At 73.2% G+C, this 15,005-nt stretch carries 15 protein-coding genes; 7 read left to right on the forward strand and 8 right to left on the reverse strand.

What is annotated here, in order from left to right; all coding sequences use genetic code 11:
* Positions 1-50 precede the first annotated feature (50 nt).
* The 4 genes from QFZ64_RS02605 to QFZ64_RS02620 all read right to left on the reverse strand — a co-directional run bounded on the left by QFZ64_RS02605 (position 51) and on the right by QFZ64_RS02620 (position 5,036).
* Complete coding sequence (locus QFZ64_RS02605; RefSeq protein WP_307061873.1) at positions 51-818, reverse strand: class I SAM-dependent methyltransferase; 768 nt, start codon at positions 816-818, stop codon at positions 51-53.
* Between the two features lie 154 nt (positions 819-972).
* On the reverse strand, positions 973-2,181 hold the full coding sequence (locus QFZ64_RS02610) for an aminotransferase class V-fold PLP-dependent enzyme (RefSeq protein ID WP_307061874.1): 1,209 nt from the start codon (positions 2,179-2,181) through the stop codon (positions 973-975).
* A gap of 3 nt (positions 2,182-2,184) precedes the next feature.
* Positions 2,185-3,522 carry a pyridoxal-phosphate dependent enzyme gene (locus QFZ64_RS02615; RefSeq protein ID WP_307061876.1) on the reverse strand — a complete coding sequence of 446 codons (1,338 nt, stop codon included), beginning with the start codon at positions 3,520-3,522 and terminating at the stop codon, positions 2,185-2,187.
* Complete coding sequence (locus QFZ64_RS02620) at positions 3,519-5,036, reverse strand: Y4yA family PLP-dependent enzyme (RefSeq protein ID WP_307061878.1); 1,518 nt, start codon at positions 5,034-5,036, stop codon at positions 3,519-3,521. Before QFZ64_RS02620 ends, QFZ64_RS02615 begins: the two co-directional genes overlap by 4 nt.
* 188 nt (positions 5,037-5,224) lie before the next feature.
* On the opposite strand from QFZ64_RS02620, the gene QFZ64_RS02625 reads away from it, so the two are divergent.
* Positions 5,225-5,920 (forward strand): TetR/AcrR family transcriptional regulator, encoded by a 696-nt coding sequence (locus tag QFZ64_RS02625; protein ID WP_307061880.1) that lies wholly within the window; start codon positions 5,225-5,227, stop codon positions 5,918-5,920.
* 193 nt (positions 5,921-6,113) lie between these two features.
* On the forward strand, positions 6,114-7,256 hold the full coding sequence (locus QFZ64_RS02630) for an NAD(P)/FAD-dependent oxidoreductase (RefSeq protein WP_307061882.1): 1,143 nt from the start codon (positions 6,114-6,116) through the stop codon (positions 7,254-7,256).
* Between the two features lie 16 nt (positions 7,257-7,272).
* Here QFZ64_RS02630 and QFZ64_RS02635 read toward each other — a convergent pair whose 3' ends face one another.
* The 3 genes from QFZ64_RS02635 to QFZ64_RS02645 form a co-directional block, all read right to left on the reverse strand.
* On the reverse strand, positions 7,273-7,818 hold the full coding sequence (locus tag QFZ64_RS02635) for a GNAT family N-acetyltransferase (protein ID WP_307071542.1): 546 nt from the start codon (positions 7,816-7,818) through the stop codon (positions 7,273-7,275).
* 110 nt (positions 7,819-7,928) lie between these two features.
* Positions 7,929-8,093: a helix-turn-helix domain-containing protein gene (locus QFZ64_RS02640; protein WP_373430534.1), complete on the reverse strand. Its 165-nt coding sequence runs from the start codon at positions 8,091-8,093 to the stop codon at positions 7,929-7,931.
* A gap of 106 nt (positions 8,094-8,199) precedes the next feature.
* The gene (locus QFZ64_RS02645; RefSeq protein WP_307061884.1) at positions 8,200-9,123 is read right to left on the reverse strand and encodes a LysR family transcriptional regulator; all 924 of its coding nucleotides are present in this window, start codon (positions 9,121-9,123) and stop codon (positions 8,200-8,202) included.
* A gap of 127 nt (positions 9,124-9,250) precedes the next feature.
* On the opposite strand from QFZ64_RS02645, the gene QFZ64_RS02650 reads away from it, so the two are divergent.
* Together QFZ64_RS02650 and QFZ64_RS02655 are read left to right on the forward strand one after the other, a co-directional pair.
* On the forward strand, positions 9,251-10,273 hold the full coding sequence (locus tag QFZ64_RS02650; protein WP_307061886.1) for a DUF5937 family protein: 1,023 nt from the start codon (positions 9,251-9,253) through the stop codon (positions 10,271-10,273).
* A gap of 71 nt (positions 10,274-10,344) precedes the next feature.
* Positions 10,345-10,692: a hypothetical protein gene (locus QFZ64_RS02655; protein ID WP_307061888.1), complete on the forward strand. Its 348-nt coding sequence runs from the start codon at positions 10,345-10,347 to the stop codon at positions 10,690-10,692.
* A gap of 82 nt (positions 10,693-10,774) precedes the next feature.
* On the opposite strand, the gene QFZ64_RS02660 is transcribed toward QFZ64_RS02655, so the two are convergent.
* Positions 10,775-11,308: a cupin domain-containing protein gene (locus QFZ64_RS02660; RefSeq protein WP_307061891.1), complete on the reverse strand. Its 534-nt coding sequence runs from the start codon at positions 11,306-11,308 to the stop codon at positions 10,775-10,777.
* 138 nt (positions 11,309-11,446) lie between these two features.
* On the opposite strand from QFZ64_RS02660, the gene QFZ64_RS02665 reads away from it, so the two are divergent.
* The 3 genes from QFZ64_RS02665 to QFZ64_RS02675 all read left to right on the forward strand — a co-directional run bounded on the left by QFZ64_RS02665 (position 11,447) and on the right by QFZ64_RS02675 (position 14,999).
* The gene (locus QFZ64_RS02665) at positions 11,447-11,911 is read left to right on the forward strand and encodes an Rrf2 family transcriptional regulator (RefSeq protein WP_307061893.1); all 465 of its coding nucleotides are present in this window, start codon (positions 11,447-11,449) and stop codon (positions 11,909-11,911) included.
* Positions 11,908-12,825: a DsbA family protein gene (locus QFZ64_RS02670; RefSeq protein ID WP_307061895.1), complete on the forward strand. Its 918-nt coding sequence runs from the start codon at positions 11,908-11,910 to the stop codon at positions 12,823-12,825. The genes QFZ64_RS02665 and QFZ64_RS02670 overlap by 4 nt, the downstream gene beginning before the upstream one ends.
* 605 nt (positions 12,826-13,430) lie before the next feature.
* Positions 13,431-14,999, forward strand: a complete 1,569-nt coding sequence (locus tag QFZ64_RS02675; RefSeq protein ID WP_307061898.1) for an ABC transporter substrate-binding protein — start codon at positions 13,431-13,433, stop codon at positions 14,997-14,999.
* Positions 15,000-15,005 lie beyond the last annotated feature (6 nt).

Below are 15,005 nucleotides of genomic sequence, written 5' to 3' on the forward strand. Positions count from 1 at the left end.
GCCCCGGGCCCGGCGGGGCTGCGGGGGCGGCACAGTCGTACGGCGGGCCCTCAGGCCTTCAGGGCCACCAGCACCCGGCTGTCGCCCGCCTGCCACACCGGGGTGACATGGCGGAAGCCCCCCCGGTGGAGCAGCCGGGTGTGCCTGGCCACGGAGAGGTGCTGGTTGCCGTCGCCCGAGGACGCGCGGCCCTTCTCGCGCTGCCGGTACAGATCGGTCAGCTCGGGATCGGCGGCGACCGCGCGCCACCACGACTCCCAGTCCTCGTCCTCGTGCCCGTGCGCCCCGGTCCGCTCGGCCCGGCGGCGCCCCACGTGGGCGGTGAGGTCCGCGCAGGGCGACTCCTCCGGGGGGAAGTGGTCGCCGTTGACCAGCGCTCCGCCGGGGCGGAGCAGCGCGGCGAGGCCCCGGTACGCGCGCAGCAGGTCGGGGGCGGGGAGGTAGTGCAGTGCCGTCGTCGAGACGGCGACGTCCACGCCGCGGTCCAGCCCCAGCGCGTCCGTCCAGCCGTCCTCGCCGATCACCGCGTCGACGTACCGGGCCGCGTCGCAATGATGGGTGCGCCCCAGTTCCAGCAGTACGGGGTCCATGTCGACGGCGACGATCTCCGCGTCCGGCAGGCGGCGGGCGAGTCTGGCGGACAGGGAGCCGGGGCCGCAGCCCAGGTCGAGCAGGAGCGGCCGGTCACGGCCGGCGCAGAGATGCTCCGTGACGTCGGCGATCACGGCGAACCGCTCCTCGCGGTCGACCGCGTAGCGCTGCTGCTGCCGTTCCCAGCGCTCCACCCACATCCTGGCCGTTCCCATGCTCACACCCATCCGGCCGCCACCTCGTCCGTCTCGCGCCTGTCTTGCCTGTTGTGCCTGTCACGCCTGTCGGGTCACCACACAATCTACAGGTGGAAACGGTTATCAATAGCATTCTGCTCCGCCGGCCGACGCTCGTTCGGCCGGCGTCGCGCTTCCGCCCTCCTCACTCCAGGGAGTCCAGCACCGCCAGCAGCCGGTCGATCTCCTCGTCCGTGTTGTGGACGTGCAGGCTGACCCGTACGGACCCGGCGTTCCCGTCGGCGCCGGCCTGGCAGAGGGTGTCGGCGCGGACCATGAAGCCGTGGCTGTAGAGGATGAAGCCCAGGTCGTCGGCGGGGATGTCACGGTGCCGGAAGGTGACGATGCCGTGCCGCCGCTGCGCCACGGGGAGCGTGCTGTCCGCGGTGAGACTCGCGGGGCAGCCCTGGACGTCGTACGCCTCCAGGCGTCCCAGCCGGTCGGTCAGGCGGGTGGCCAGCCGGGTGACATGGCGGTCGATGCGCGCGGGATCCGCCTCCTGGAGCCAGTCGAGCGCCGCGAGCAGCGAGACGATGCCCACGGTGTTGGGGGTGCCCTGCCAGCCCCCGGGGCGGAGCGCCGGGCCCCGCGCGTTGCGCGCCCACACGGCTCCCGTACCGGGCAGGGCCATCGCCTTGTGCCCGGAGAAGACGACGAAGTCCACGTCGAGGGCAGGGTCGTCGACCCGCACGGGGAGGTGGCCGACGCTCTGCGCGGCGTCCAGGCAGATCGGTACGTCGGGGCCGACGGCGGCGCGCAGCCGGTGCACGTTCATATCGCCGCCGTAGACGTGATGGACGTGGGTGGCCGCGACGAACCGGGTGCGGGGGCCGGTCACCGCGGCCAGGGCACGGTGGTCGTACTCCCCGGAGGTCTCCTGGACGGGCAGGGCCCGCACCCGCACGTCGGTGCCGCGCTCGGCCAGCAGCCGCTGGGCCTCGAGCCAGGGGTCCAGGTTGGCCCGGTGGTCGGTGAAGGGCACGAGGATCTCGTCGCCGTCCTTCAGGTAGGGCACGAGCCAGTCGCGGGCGACGGTACGCAGGCCCTCGGTGGTGCCGCTGGTGAAGTGGACGGCGGAGTGCTCCGGCCGCGGATCGCCGAGGAACTCCTTGATCCGCCGCCGGGTCCGCTCCACCAGCTCGGTGGTGCGGTTGGCCCAGGGGTACGTGCCGCGGCCGGCGTTGGCGTTGGACGTGGTGAGGTAGGTCCCCACGGCCTCCAGTACCGCCCGCGGCTTCTGCGAGGTGGCCGCGCTGTCCAGGTAGGCCAGGTCCGGGTGCGCGGTGACGATCGGGAACTGTGTCCGCAACTTCTCCTGCCAGGCCCGGAGTTCACCGGGTGTCTCCTCGGGCACGGGTCACTCCCTCACCAACGGCGCACCGGCGTCCCGCCAGGCCACGATCCCGCCCGCGAGGCTTCTGACGTCGGGATGGCCCATGCCGGACAGCAGCGCGGCGTAGCGCAGCGACCTCTCCCCCACCGGACAGGCGAGCAGCACAGGGGTACGTTTGCTGAACGGCAGCCCGCCGCGCACCAGTTCCTCGAAGAGTTCGTCGACGATGTTCACCGATCCCTCGATGTGCAGGGCCGCGTAGGCGTGCGGGCCGCGCAGGTCCACCACCAGGGGTCGGGGTTCGCCCTCGGCGATCCAGCGCCGCGCGTCCTCGACGCCGACCGCGCGGCCCCGCGCCCTGATGTCGTCGTCGTCCAGTGCGGCCGGGGAGTGCCCGCGCCGTGCCCTGCCGAGCAGTTCCGGGCGGCGCCGGCGCACATAGCTCAGATAGCTCTCGGCCCGGTCGCAGACGATGAAGACGGCGGTCTGTCGGCGTCCGGTGCCCTCCAGTTCGGCGTCCACGCCGGCCAGTTGGCGCACGGCCCCGTAGTAGGCGGCGCCGCCGGTGGGTCCGGAGAGCAGGCCACAGCGGCGGATCAGGGTGATCATTCCGTCGATGGCCTGCTGGGAGGTGACGGGCGCCAGCAGGTCGTAGGTGGCGGGGTCGAACAGGCCGACCTGGTGCACCTCGTCGAGGGTGCGGATGCCGGGGATGAAGTCGGACTTGTCGGCGACCAGCCCCAGCACCCGTACGCCGGCGTCGTGTTCACGCAGGACGCGGGCGACGCCGGTGGAGGAGCCCGCGGTGCCGACGCAGGCCACGAACCAGTCCGGTGCCCGCCCGTCGAGGTCCTTGACTATCTCGGGCCCGGTGCCGGCCGCGTGCGCCTCGACGTTGCGCGGGTTGAAGTACTGGTCGGTGTGCAGATAGGTGGTGCCGGGCCCGGAGAGCGCCTGGTGGAAGCGGGTGAGCGGGTCGTCGGTGTCGGTGGGGTCGAGGCACTCGCTGCGGCCGGGCAGTTCCTCGATCTCGGCGCCGAGCAGCAGGAGCAGTTCCTTGATCTCGGGTACGCGCATCCGGTTGGTCACGCTCTTGAACTTCAGCCCGTGCATCCCGGCCAGCAGCGCGAGCGCCTTGGCCGTGTTGCCGCTGGAGAGTTCCACGACCGTTCCGTCGCCGCCCGCCGCCTCCTGAAGGTGGGGGCGGGCCATGTGCCAGGCGGGCCGGTCCTTCACGGAGCCGAAGGGGTTGAGCATCTCCAGTTTGGCGTAGAGGTCGATGTGGCGCAGACCGTGCACCGCCGGGTCGATGCGGACGAGCGGGGTGTTGCCGATGGCTTCCGTGATGCTGTCGTACCTCATGACGGCACTCCCTGCGGGTGTGTGAGCGGCCAGTAGTTCTCGTCCGGGCACCAGCGCCAGGTCCCGCCCTCCTCCGTGACCGCCACCGACCGCGCGAGCGGCCTGCGTTGCGCGTGGTGGGCGTGGAAGTCCATGACGTATCCGGCGGTGTTGACGAAGGCCATCAGGTCCCCCGGCCGGGGCAGCCGGGGCAGGAACACCAGGCGGCGGGTGATCAGGTCGGCCTCCAGGCAGAGGTTGCCGACGAGGTGGACCCCGACCGGCTCCCCGCCCGCCGCCTCCTGGTGCGGCGGGCCGCCGCGCGGCAGCAGAACGGGATCGACGAGGACCCCGTGCTCCTCCAGGCTCACGTCCCCCGCGTTCATGCCGAGCCGTACCAGGTACCGGCCGGGGCCGTCGCCTCCCAGGGGCCGCACCTCCTCGACCCGCGCCAGCGACAGTCCGCACTGGTCGACGAGGGCGCGGCCGGGTTCGACGTACAGGTCGTGGAGGTGCTCCAGGAGCAGGGTGGCGGCCGGCCGGCCGAGGACGGGGGCCGGGCGGGAGAGCAGCGCGTCGAGGTAGCCGGGGCCCGCGGTGGGCCGGTGGGCGGGGTAGAGGGCGGCGGTGCCGCGCACCGTGCCCGCCTCGTTGCGCAGGCCGTAGCCGTGGCCGCGCCAGGTCAGCGGCGGGCGGGTGCCGAGGACGGCCTCGCTCAGCGCGGTCGTCCAGCGCTCCCACTCACCGGCGTCCTCGACGTAGCCGACGCCGAAGCCGCCGCCGATGTCCACCGCGCGTGGCGCGAGACCCCGTGCGCGGCACTCGTCCATGAGCAGCACGCAGCGTTCCAGGGCCCGGCCCTTCTCCTCCAGGCCGGTGGTGTCCAAGTGGTGTGCGAGGCCGACGAGTTCGAGGCTGTCCGCATGCCGTTCCAGCGCCGCCCAGAGCCCGTCCGCCTCGGCGACCGGGGTGCCGAACCGGCTGCGGCGCGAGAGCAGCCGGGTGCCGGCGCCGCCGGGTTCGGCACCGGTCGCCGACTCGAACCCGGACAGCCGCACCAGTACGTCCGTCCTGGCCAGTCCGTATTTCCGTACGAGCGCTGCCAGTTGGTCGAGTTCGCCGGGCGAGTCGACGTTCACCGTCGCACCCGTCCGGGCGGCCAGCCACAGGAACTCCGGGTCCTTCGGGCCGGTCGCCATCACGCGGTCCCCGGTGAAGCCGCAGCTCAGCGCGTGGCGCAGTTCCTCCAGAGAGGCCACGTCGATGCCGACGGCGGCCGGGTCGCAGGCCGCGAGTCTGCGCACCAGAGCGCTGGAACGATTCGCCTTGTGGGCGAAGTACACCCGCCCGGCCAGGTGGTGGCGCCGGTAGACGGAGCGGAAGCGCTCCGCGTTCGCGGCGACCACCTCCGGGAGCAGCACGTTCAGCGGCGATCCCAGGGCGTCGGCCAGGGAGTGCAGCAACGGCGCGTTCCCGAGCAATGAGGCGAGCGGTGGGTCGACCCGCGGCCTCAGATACAAGGGCGCGTCCTTCACGAAGTACCTCCCCGTGTCAGGCGTCGGTGGTCGGACGTCGCCCGATCACCACGCCGTCCCCGATGATCAGGTCGTGATAATCGTTTCCAACTCACGTGCCGTTAAGCATCCTTCTCCGCGCGTGATGCCGCGGCGGGGCCGGAACCTGGCACTCCGCCCGAGCGAACACGTTCGTTACGATCGCGGCCATGACTGCCAGAAGAGAGCCGGTCAGCCGCCGGGAGCGGCCGGCGAAGCCCGCCCTGTCCCGGCGCGTGATCGTGGACGCCGCCGTGCGGATCATGCGGGCGGAGGGGCTCCACAAGGTGACGATGCGCCGCCTCGCGCAGGAGCTGGACACCGGCCCGGCGTCGCTGTACGTCTACGTCGCCAACACCGCCGAACTGCACGCGGCCGTGCTGGACTCCCTGCTCGGAGAGGTCGACCTGACCGGACGGGACGGCGGTGACGACTGGCGCGAGCAGCTCCGCGCCGTCATGACGTCGTACACCCTGGTGCTGTTCGCGCATCCGCAGCTCGCGCGGTCCGCGCTGGTCGCCCGCCCGAGCGGCGAGAACTACCTGCGCCTGGTGGACCGCGTCCTCGCCCTCCTGTCGCGCAGCGGGGCGGAACGCGGGCAGGTCGCCTGGGGGGTGGACAAACTGCTCCAGGACGCGACGGCCACCGCCGCCGAGCACGGGGCACAGGAGAACGACCCCGCCTTCGAGGAGGACTGGAACGCCACCGTGCGGGCCCTCCGCGCCGCGGACGCGACGACGTACCCGGCGATCGCCGCACACATGCCCGACCTGATCGGCGGCCTCGCGCGGGACCGGATGCGCTGGAACTTCGACGTCCTCGTCAACGGGATCACGTACACGCCGGTACCGGGCACGGAGGACTGAGCCGGAGGGCACCCGCCCGCCCGCCGACCGGGAGCCGCCCCCGCCCGCGCATCCCGCGCGCCCCGTCCTGATCCGGCGAGGATGTGAGCGAACTTGTTCGTGACGAACATGTTCGTTACCCTCGACGAGCCGGAGCGGCACACAGGCGTGCCCCGGCGCTCACTTCCCCCCTTCGTTCCTCCCGGAGGTTCCGATGAACACCCCGCACTTCCCCGTAGCGATCATCGGCGGCGGGCTCGGCGGCCTGACCGCCGCCCGCGTCCTGCACGTGAACGGCATCGAGTCGGCGGTCTTCGAACGCGAGGCCTCGGCCGCGGCCCGCACGCAGGGCGGCATGCTCGACATCCACGCGGAGAACGGACAGAAGGCGCTGCACGCCGCCGGCCTGTACGACGCCTTCCGCGAGATCGTCCACGCGGGCGGCCAGGCCATGCGCCTGCTCGGCCCCGACGGCACGGTGCACGTGAGCGAGGAGGACGACGGTTGCGGCGACCGCCCGGAGGTGGACCGCGGCGACCTGCGCGACCTGCTGCTCGGCTCACTGCCCGACGGCACCGTCCACTGGGGGCGCAAGGTCACCGGTGCCCGGCCGCTGGGCGACGGGCGCCACGAGGTGACGTTCACCGACGGCTCCGCCCTCACCACCGACCTGCTGATCGGCGCGGACGGGGCCTGGTCCCGGGTCCGCCCGCTGCTCTCGGACGCCGTCCCCGGCTACACCGGCGTCTCCTTCGTCGAGGCCGACCTGTTCGAGGCCGACACCCGGCACCCGCGCGGCGCGGCGGTCGTCGGCGGCGGGTTCTTCCTCGCCCTGGGGGACGGACGCGGTTTCCTCGCCCACCGGGAGACGGACGGCAGTCTTCACGTCTACGCGGCGCTCAGGGCCGACGAGGGTTGGCTGGACACGGTCGACTTCGCCGACCCGGCCGCCGCCAGGGCCGCGGTTCTCACCCGCTTCGACGGCTGGGACGAGGGGCTGCGCGGTCTGGTCGCCGACGCGGACACGCTCACCCCGCGCCGCGTCCACGCCCTTCCCGTCGGACACCGCTGGGACCGCGTCCCGGGCGTGACGCTGCTCGGCGACGCCGCCCACCTGATGTCCCCCTTCGCGGGCGAGGGCGCCAACCTCGCCATGTTCGACGGCGCGGAACTCGCCCGGACCCTCGTCGCCCACCCTGACGACACCGAGGCCGCCCTGGCCGCCTACGAGGAGGCGCTCTTCCCGCGCGGGGAGGCGTCGGCCGCCGAGTCCGCCGCCTCCCTGGAGACGATGTTCGGCGAGCGGGGCCTGGAGCGGATGGTCGCCTTCTTCTCCTCCCCTCCGGCGGCGGAGTGAACTCCCGCCCGAGGCGTCAGGGAGCCGCCGCGTAGCAGTGGACGGTCACGAGCGTGGACGGGCCCCACCGCTGCTCGACCGTGGCCATCAGCTCCCAGCCCAGCCGCTCGTACAGGGCCCTCGCGGCGGTGTCGCGGGACAGCACGTCGAGCACCGGGTGCAGGTCACGGCGTCGCGCCTCCCGCACGGCCCGGTCGAGCAGCAGCGCGCCGGCACCGAGCCCTCTGGCCCGCGGTCCGACGAACAGCCGGCCGACCACCGCCGCCGACGCCCCCTCCGTCCCGTGGCGCGCGCCCCACACTCCGGGAGCCAGGTCTCCCTCACCCCCGAGGGACAGGACGACATGGCCGACGACGTCCTCGTCGAATTCGGCCACCCAGGCGCCCAGCGGGTGCGGCGGCGTCAGCCAGACAGCGGGCCGGTCGGGCCAGTCGACCGGATAGCCGTCGGCCCGGTGGACCTGTGCGAGGACCCGCGCGCACGCCGGGACATCCTCCTCGGTCCGCGGCCGGATCCGCAGCCCCGTCCGCTCCGCTCCGGCGCCGGAGCGCGCCGCGTGCACCCCCTTCGCCGGCACCCCGTCCGCCGCATGCACCCCGTTCACCTCGTCGGCCTCGTTCACCCCGCCATGGAAACACGGACGGGGCGCGGGCACGGTGGCAGGCGGCGGTCTCACTGCCACGCTCCCGCCGGCCGTCGCGCGACGAGTGTGCTGAGGATGCGCACCCCTCGGGTGGAGGCGGGATCGAAACCGGTGAGTCGGCGGACCCGGGTCAGGCGGTGGTCGAGCGTGCGCGGGTGGACGTCGAGGGCGGCCGCTGCCGCCCTGCGGTTCATGTCGCCGGCATCGGGTGCGTCGCGACGGCCTGACCGGGCAACACCCGTGCCGCCCCGCCGGCATCGGGTTCCCCCGCCGCACCACCGGCCGACGGCCCCGGCGAAGCTACCGCCCCACGACGTGGCGTGCCGCCTCGCGCAGGGCGGTCACGGCGGGGTCGTCACGGTTGCCGGGCAGCCAGGCCAGTTCGCTCGTCGAGGCGCCGAGTTCGGGACAGTCCACGTAGGTGATGCCGGCCCTCGGGTACAGCCGGCGGGCCGCGGCGGGGAGGAAGGTGATCGCCCGGCCCTGGGTGATGGCGAGGACCATGGCCTCGGTGTCCCTGACGACGGGCCCGAACCGCACCGCGGTGCCGTCGGGGCGCGGGTTGACGGTGAGGTGGTCCCACCACGGGCGGGGCACCTCCGGCGGCATGTCGACGACCGCACGGTCGGCGAGCTGGGCGAGGGTGAGTGTGTCCCGGTCGGCGAGCGGGTCGTCGGCGGACAGACAGACCACCCGGGCCTCCGCCGCCAGGCGCAGCGACTGCATGCCGGGAGGGAGCGGGCCACGCAGGAAGGCGGCGTCCACCTCCCCGGCGAGCAGGGTGGCGAACATGTCGGTGAAGGTGAGGTTGCGGACCTCGATCTCCAGGTCGGGGTGTTCACCGCGCAGCCGGGCGAGGACGGCCTGGGCGTGGGGCATGCCGGCCTCGGCGCCGAGACTGCCGATCCGCAGCCGTCCGCGTGCCGCGCCGGCGTGCCGGTCGGCGGTCCGGCGCAGTCGCGCCATGGCGTCGACCACCGTCCTCGCCTCCTCCACGAGAGCGTGTCCGGCCGCGGTCAGCCGCACGGCGCGCCCGCCCCGCTCGACGAGCGGGACGCCCAGCCGCCGTTCCAGGGACCTGATCTGCTGACTGAAGGCGGGCTGGGTGACGTAGACGCGTGCCGCGGCCCGTCCGAAGTGCAGTTCGTCCGCGAGGACGAGCAGCAGCCGGAGCTGGTGGATGCTCGGCTCCGGCGCACCGCCGGAGCCGCGACCGGGAGTCATACAGGGCAGGTTATCGAGAAGGAGACCGTCCTCTCCGCGCGCCGGGCTTCCGGTCCGGAACTCGCTGCGTCAGGATCATCACGATCCCCCTCACCGAGCCGTGTTCACCACGACCCCGAGGAATCACTTGTTACGCATCCACTTCGGCTGGCGCGATGTACAGAACGTGCGGCTGGCGCAACAGCCGGACCCGCTGTGGGAGTTGATGTGCGCGGTCTGCCGCTGGCAGACGGGGCAGGGTCCGTTGGAGTTCGGCCACTGGCGCCGCGAGACCGCCGGGCGGCTCACCCGGGACCCCCGCGGCGCCCGCGCCCTGGACATGCTGCGCGCCTTCGTGCCCACCGCCGGCTACATCCCCGACCTCCTGACGCCGCCGGTCACCGGTGAGGGGCTGGAGGCGGGGCTGGAGAGCGTACGGACGACCCCGCGCGGCCGGCTGGAGTCGGAACTCACCCGGCTCTCCGAGGCGACACCCCCGCCGGGAGGGACGAGGGGCCCGCGCGTACCCGCGACGGCCTCCGCCACACTCGTCACGGCCCTCCTGCGCGACTCCTTCCACGCGCTGCTCGGACCGTACTGGCAGCAGGTGCGGTCCTCCGTCGGCGACGACGTGGCCGTCCGGGCGCGCTCCGTGCTCGGCGGCGGGACGGCCGCGCTCCTGGACAGCCTCGGCCCGTTCGCCCGGTGGAACCCGCCCCATCTGGAGGTCGACTACCCCACCGACCGTGAACTGCACCTGGAAGGGCGCGGGTTGACGCTCGTCCCGTCGTACTTCTGCTGGCGCAGGCCCACCGCCCTCGCGGACCCCGGGCTCGATCCGGTCCTGGTGTACCCCATCGCCCGGCAGCCGCTCGACATCGTGCGGTCCGGCGAGCAACGGCTGGAGCAACTGCTGGGCAGGACACGGAGCGCGGTGCTCACCGACGTGGCCTCGCACCGTACGCGGACCACCACCGAGGTGGCCCACACCCTCGGACTCGCACCGGCCAGCGCGAGCTACCAGGTCGGCGTCCTGCGCGGCGCGGGACTGATCGTGAGCCACCGCGAGGGCAAGCACGTGGCGCACTCGGCGACGCCTCTGGCCTTCGGCCTGCTCGCCGGGAACGGGCAGACGTTTCGAAGAGGTTCGAAAGCCTGGTCGCTCCCGTAGGTCCGTGTCAGTGTCTCCGCATCAGCCACCGCGCGAAACGGCGGAAAGGTGGCGGAAGAACGGAGCGATGGATGAATCTGCGCAGGCGCGCACTGACCGTGTGCATTCTGACAGCGACCGCGTGCGGGGCCCTCGGGGCACCGGCCATGGCGATGCCGATGCCGTGGGAGACGAGCAACGTCCCTGCCACCGCCTCGGCCACCGACGGACAGAGCAACACCGCCTCCGCCCAGGACGGGAACCCCTGGCACGGCGTCGCGCCGGCGGGAACCACCGCCGCGTACGGGAACCCCTGGCACGGGCTCGCTCCGGCGCTCCCGATGCCCTGGGAGACCGGCACCTCCCCCGCCGTCCCCTCCGCCGCCGACGGGCGGAACGGAACCGTCACCGTCCTGTGCTCGGGGAGCTGTTACGAGTAACGGGCGCGGGCGGTGAGTCGGGCCGGGACCGAGGCGAGGCCGCCGGCGCCGGAGATCAGTGCGATGTGGCGGTCGGGCCGGATCAGGACGGGGGTGCGGTCGGTCCCGGTGCGCCGTCCTGCTGTCCCAGGGCGTACAGGTGCGGGAGGTTCACCACGATCGCCTCCTGTGTGCTGCGGGCGATGACGACCACCGCCTCCTCGGTGGGATCGGGGTTCTCCTCGCGGTGCGGGACGAACGGCGGGACGAAGATGTAGTCGCCGGGCGCGGTCCGCAGCCGCACCTCCTCGGGCCGCGGTCCGGAGTCGTCCACGAAGACGAACTCCGGGTGGCCGCTGACGACATGGATGGCGGTCTCGGACTCGCCGTGGTGGTGGTCGGAGGACGAGGTGGCGGGGGCGACATGGGTCTGCCCCATCCAGAGTTTCTCCGAGCCGACCGTCGTCCCGCTGATGGCCGCGAACCGGCGCATGCCCGAGGTCTGGGCGGTGCCCCCGTCGAGGGCGTCGGCGCGGATGTGGTGAAGTCGCGTGCGCAGGGGGGCGGTGGGCGCTCCCGCCGCGTCACCGAGGTGGGGATGGAAACCTTCGCCGGGGGTGGTCAACGGCTCACTCATGGCTCGGACGCTAAAGCTGTCCGAAAAAGGATGTCAAGAGGTGTCCATTGGCCTTCACCTGCGGCAATGTTCCCGCAATGAGGCGGTGAGACGCGCTCGGGCCCGCGTGGCGGCGGACCGCTCGGGCATCATGGGCCCATGCACATCTCCGCGAAGGCGGACTACGCCGCGCGGGCGCTGCTGGAACTCGCCCGCGAACCCTCCCGCCCCTTGACGTGCGAGGCCATCGCCTCCTCGCAGCAGATCCCGTTCCGCTTCCTGAAGTCCGTGGTGGGCGAGTTGCGCCGGGCCGGACTGGTGCGCAGTCAGCGCGGCTGCGAGGGCGGGTACTGGCTCGGCCGGCCCGCCGAGACCATCACGCTCCTCGACGTCGCCCACGCCGTGGACGGCGAGTTGATCACCCTGCGGGGCGAGCCGTTGACCGGGCTCGGCTATCCCGGACCCGCCGCCGGGCTGCCCGGGGTGTGGCGCAGGCTGGAGGACGAGGCCGCCGCCCTGCTGCGCGCCACGACGCTCACCTCGCTGCTGTCCGGGGCCCCGGCCGCGCCGCTGCCCGCCGGTGCGGGCGCACGGCCGGCGAGCGAGGGGGCCACCGCCGCATGACCGTCGTGGCGGGCCGTGCGCCGGTCGAGGTGGTGGAGTACACCGACCCGCTGTGTCCGTGGGCGTGGGGTTCGGAGCCCGTGCTGCGCAGGCTGCGCGCGGCGCTGGACGGCCGGGTCCGCTGGCGTCGCGTGTACGGCATCCTCTTCGACCACGACGACGACCCGGCCCCCGACCCGCCCGCGGAGACGCTCTGGTACGCCCGGCACGTCGAGGACATCGCGCGTCACACCCGTGCGCCCCGGGCGTTCCGGCTGAGCCGCGTGGCGGTGAGTTCCTGGCCCGCCTCGCTCGTCGCCAAGGCGGCCGAGGCACAGGGGCCGGAGGTCACCGAGCGGGTGCTGCGCCGGCTGCGGGAGAGTGTCTTCGTGCTCGGTGAGCCCGCGGACTCGCCGAAGCTGGCCCTGGCCGCCGTGCGGGGCGTTCCGGGCCTGGACGTGGAGCGGCTCGCCGCGGACGCCGCCTCGGCCGCCGTACGGGACCGGGTGCGCGCCGATCACGCCGAGACGCGCCGACCGGTGCCCCAGGTGCTGTCCGCGGGCGGGGACTCCCCGCATCCGGGGGCCGCCAAGGAGACCCCGGACGGCGGTCGCCGTTACGCCCTGCCCACACTGCTGGTCCGTACCGTCGACTCGCTGCGGGCCGTGCCCGGTTGGCGGCCGTACGAGGAGTACCTACACGCCGTCGAAGCGGTGTGCCCGGGGCTGTCGGCGGACCCCGCGCCCCTGCCGGCCGGGGCCGCCCTCGCCCGGTACCGCAGTCTGACGGGCCCTGAGCGGGAGCTGCTGACGCGTGGGGCGTGGCCCCCGCCCCGGGCCGTGCGGATCGACACCGCCGGGGGTCCGCTGTGGCTGCACCCCGAGGAGGCCACGACCCATCCGGCCGCCCACCTCGCTCCCCCGTCGGGGCCCTGACCACCCTTTCGATCTGCGGAGACGGCCCGTCCCGCCCAATGAGACACCTTTTAGTGTCCATTGACAGCCGGTCACGGCTCGCCCCAGGATGAGCACCATGCATACGACGCACCCCGGTGTGGTGTGCCGCTACGTGGACCTGCGGCGCACCTGCAGCGCTCTCTGTCGCTGACCGCCCGCCACCCACGGTTCACAGGCGCCGGTTCCGCTCCCCGCCGGCCCCGGCCTCCCGCCGCACGGCCGTACGGCGTCCGCCTTCGCGCCCGTGTTCCCGGCAACGGCCGTTCCCGCTCGCCCCGTCCGCCGGTGCCCGCCGGCGCGATGCCGGCCCCTCATGACCTGAACGCTCCCGAGCGCCCCTGAGCATGGTGCGGCCCCGTGCGCGCCGCGCCGACCGGGCCGACCGGGCCGACCGGCCTGCCCGATTCGCGCCCGATCCGGCGCCCGATCCCGTCCGCCCCGGCGCACGACGACGCCGCTGTGGCACACCGCCCCGTTTCCCGAGCCCGTCCCCGCAGCCGAGTTCGTCCCTGAGCGCACGGTTCCCGCACCGCGCGCCGGACACGGCCCGGCCCCGGCCCGCGCCCTCGAAGAAGGAATTCGCGATGTTCGCACCATTCATCCACCCCGGTCCCGGCCCGGACCCGCGCCCCGCCCGACGGGGCCGGCTGCGCGCCGCCGCGCTGGGGACCGTCCTCGTCACCGTGCTCACCCCTGCCCTGAGCGCCTGCGGCGGCGACACCGCCGCCGCGAGCGGCACCGCGACCCTGAAGTGGGCCTCCTCCTACTTCCCCTCCCACTGGGACCCGGTGGTCAGCGGCAGCGGCGCCCAGTTCCGCGAACTCGCTCTGGTCTACGCCTCGTTGACCCGCACCGACGAGAAGGGCGACGCCGTCCCCGACCTGGCCGAGAGCTGGAAGTACAACGCCAGGGGCGACGAGATCACCTTCCGCCTGCGCCCCCATCTGAAGTTCAGCGACGGCGAGCCGGTCGACGCCACCGCGGTGAAGGCCGCGATCGAACGCGCCAAGAAGCAGAAGGACTCCGCGCTGTTCGGCGATCTGACGTCCATCGAGTCGGTGGACGCCAACGGTCTGGACGCGGTCGTCCACCTGAACCAGGTCGACTACCAGATACCCCAGTTGCTCGGTGAGCGGGTACTGCAGATCGCCAGCCCCAAGGCGGCACGGGACGCGAGCGCGCTGGACCGCGACCCGGTCGGCGCGGGCCCGTTCCTCGTGACGCAGATCGTCCCGGGCACCAAGGCGGTGCTGAAGAAGAACCCCGACTACTGGGACGCGAAGGACATCCACATCGACCGCGTCGAACTCACCTCCGCGCCCGACGCCGCCACGGTCGTCTCCGGCCTGCGAACCGGCGTCTACAACTTCGCCGACATCGACCCCAGTCAGGCACAGGCCGCCGAGAAGGCCGGACTCGACGTCTTCGTCCAGCCCGGCTTCAACGCCTCCAACATCAGCCTGAACGTCAACAAGGCACCGTTCGACGACGACAGGGTCGTCGACGCCGTCCGGTACGCGGTCAACCGCCAGGAGTTCGTCGACAAGCTGACCTTCGGCTACGGCGAGACGACCGACCAGCCCTTCCCCAAGGGTTACGTCGCCTACGACCCCGCGTCCGCCGATGCCTACCCCTACGACCCGGCCAAGGCGAGAGAACTGCTCGCCGAGGCCGGTCACAAGGCCGGCGATCTCCAGCTGGACCTGGTCGTTCCGGCCGAGGACCCGCAGGCGGAGATCGTCCAGTCGCAGCTCGCGAAGGTCGGCATCAAAGTCACCATCAAGATCGACAAGAACTGGGCGACCCCGTTCTTCGCCAAGGACCTGGCGTTCTCGCTGTACTCGACGACCGGCCGCGACTCGGCGCTGCAGACGCTCACCGCCCACTTCGGCCCGCACGGACCGCTCAACCTCAGTTCCCCCTACGAGCCGGCCGGCTTCGAGGCGGCCGCGGCCAAGGTGCGCCGGACGCCGCTGAACTCGCCGGACTACGCCACGGTGCTGCGCGCGGCGACCCGGGCCGGGCTGAAGAGCAAGGCGCTGGTCTTCACCTACTCCCAGCCCAACCTCATCGCCAAGAGCACGTCCGTCTCCGACCTGCCGAAGAACCCGGCCCACCTCGACTGGACCGGCGTGACCATCGGCGGCCACTGACACCCC

Origin of the sequence: Streptomyces sp. B3I8 (assembly GCF_030816915.1) — a bacterium.
GTDB lineage: Bacteria > Actinomycetota > Actinomycetes > Streptomycetales > Streptomycetaceae > Streptomyces.

What these genes read in the sequence shown, in the direction of transcription:
- QFZ64_RS02605 (WP_307061873.1), bottom strand. Translation starts at nt 818, where the DNA reads ATGGGTGTGAGCATGGGAACGGCCAGGATGTGGGTGGAGCGCTGGGAA.
- QFZ64_RS02625 (WP_307061880.1), top strand. Translation starts at nt 5,225, where the DNA reads ATGACTGCCAGAAGAGAGCCGGTCAGCCGCCGGGAGCGGCCGGCGAAG.
- QFZ64_RS02665 (WP_307061893.1), top strand. Translation starts at nt 11,447, where the DNA reads ATGCACATCTCCGCGAAGGCGGACTACGCCGCGCGGGCGCTGCTGGAA.
- QFZ64_RS02670 (WP_307061895.1), top strand. Translation starts at nt 11,908, where the DNA reads ATGACCGTCGTGGCGGGCCGTGCGCCGGTCGAGGTGGTGGAGTACACC.
- QFZ64_RS02675 (WP_307061898.1), top strand. Translation starts at nt 13,431, where the DNA reads ATGTTCGCACCATTCATCCACCCCGGTCCCGGCCCGGACCCGCGCCCC.
- QFZ64_RS02640 (WP_373430534.1), bottom strand. Translation starts at nt 8,093, where the DNA reads ATGAACCGCAGGGCGGCAGCGGCCGCCCTCGACGTCCACCCGCGCACG.
- QFZ64_RS02660 (WP_307061891.1), bottom strand. Translation starts at nt 11,308, where the DNA reads ATGAGTGAGCCGTTGACCACCCCCGGCGAAGGTTTCCATCCCCACCTC.
- QFZ64_RS02645 (WP_307061884.1), bottom strand. Translation starts at nt 9,123, where the DNA reads ATGACTCCCGGTCGCGGCTCCGGCGGTGCGCCGGAGCCGAGCATCCAC.
- QFZ64_RS02615 (WP_307061876.1), bottom strand. Translation starts at nt 3,522, where the DNA reads ATGAGGTACGACAGCATCACGGAAGCCATCGGCAACACCCCGCTCGTC.
- QFZ64_RS02655 (WP_307061888.1), top strand. Translation starts at nt 10,345, where the DNA reads ATGAATCTGCGCAGGCGCGCACTGACCGTGTGCATTCTGACAGCGACC.
- QFZ64_RS02630 (WP_307061882.1), top strand. Translation starts at nt 6,114, where the DNA reads ATGAACACCCCGCACTTCCCCGTAGCGATCATCGGCGGCGGGCTCGGC.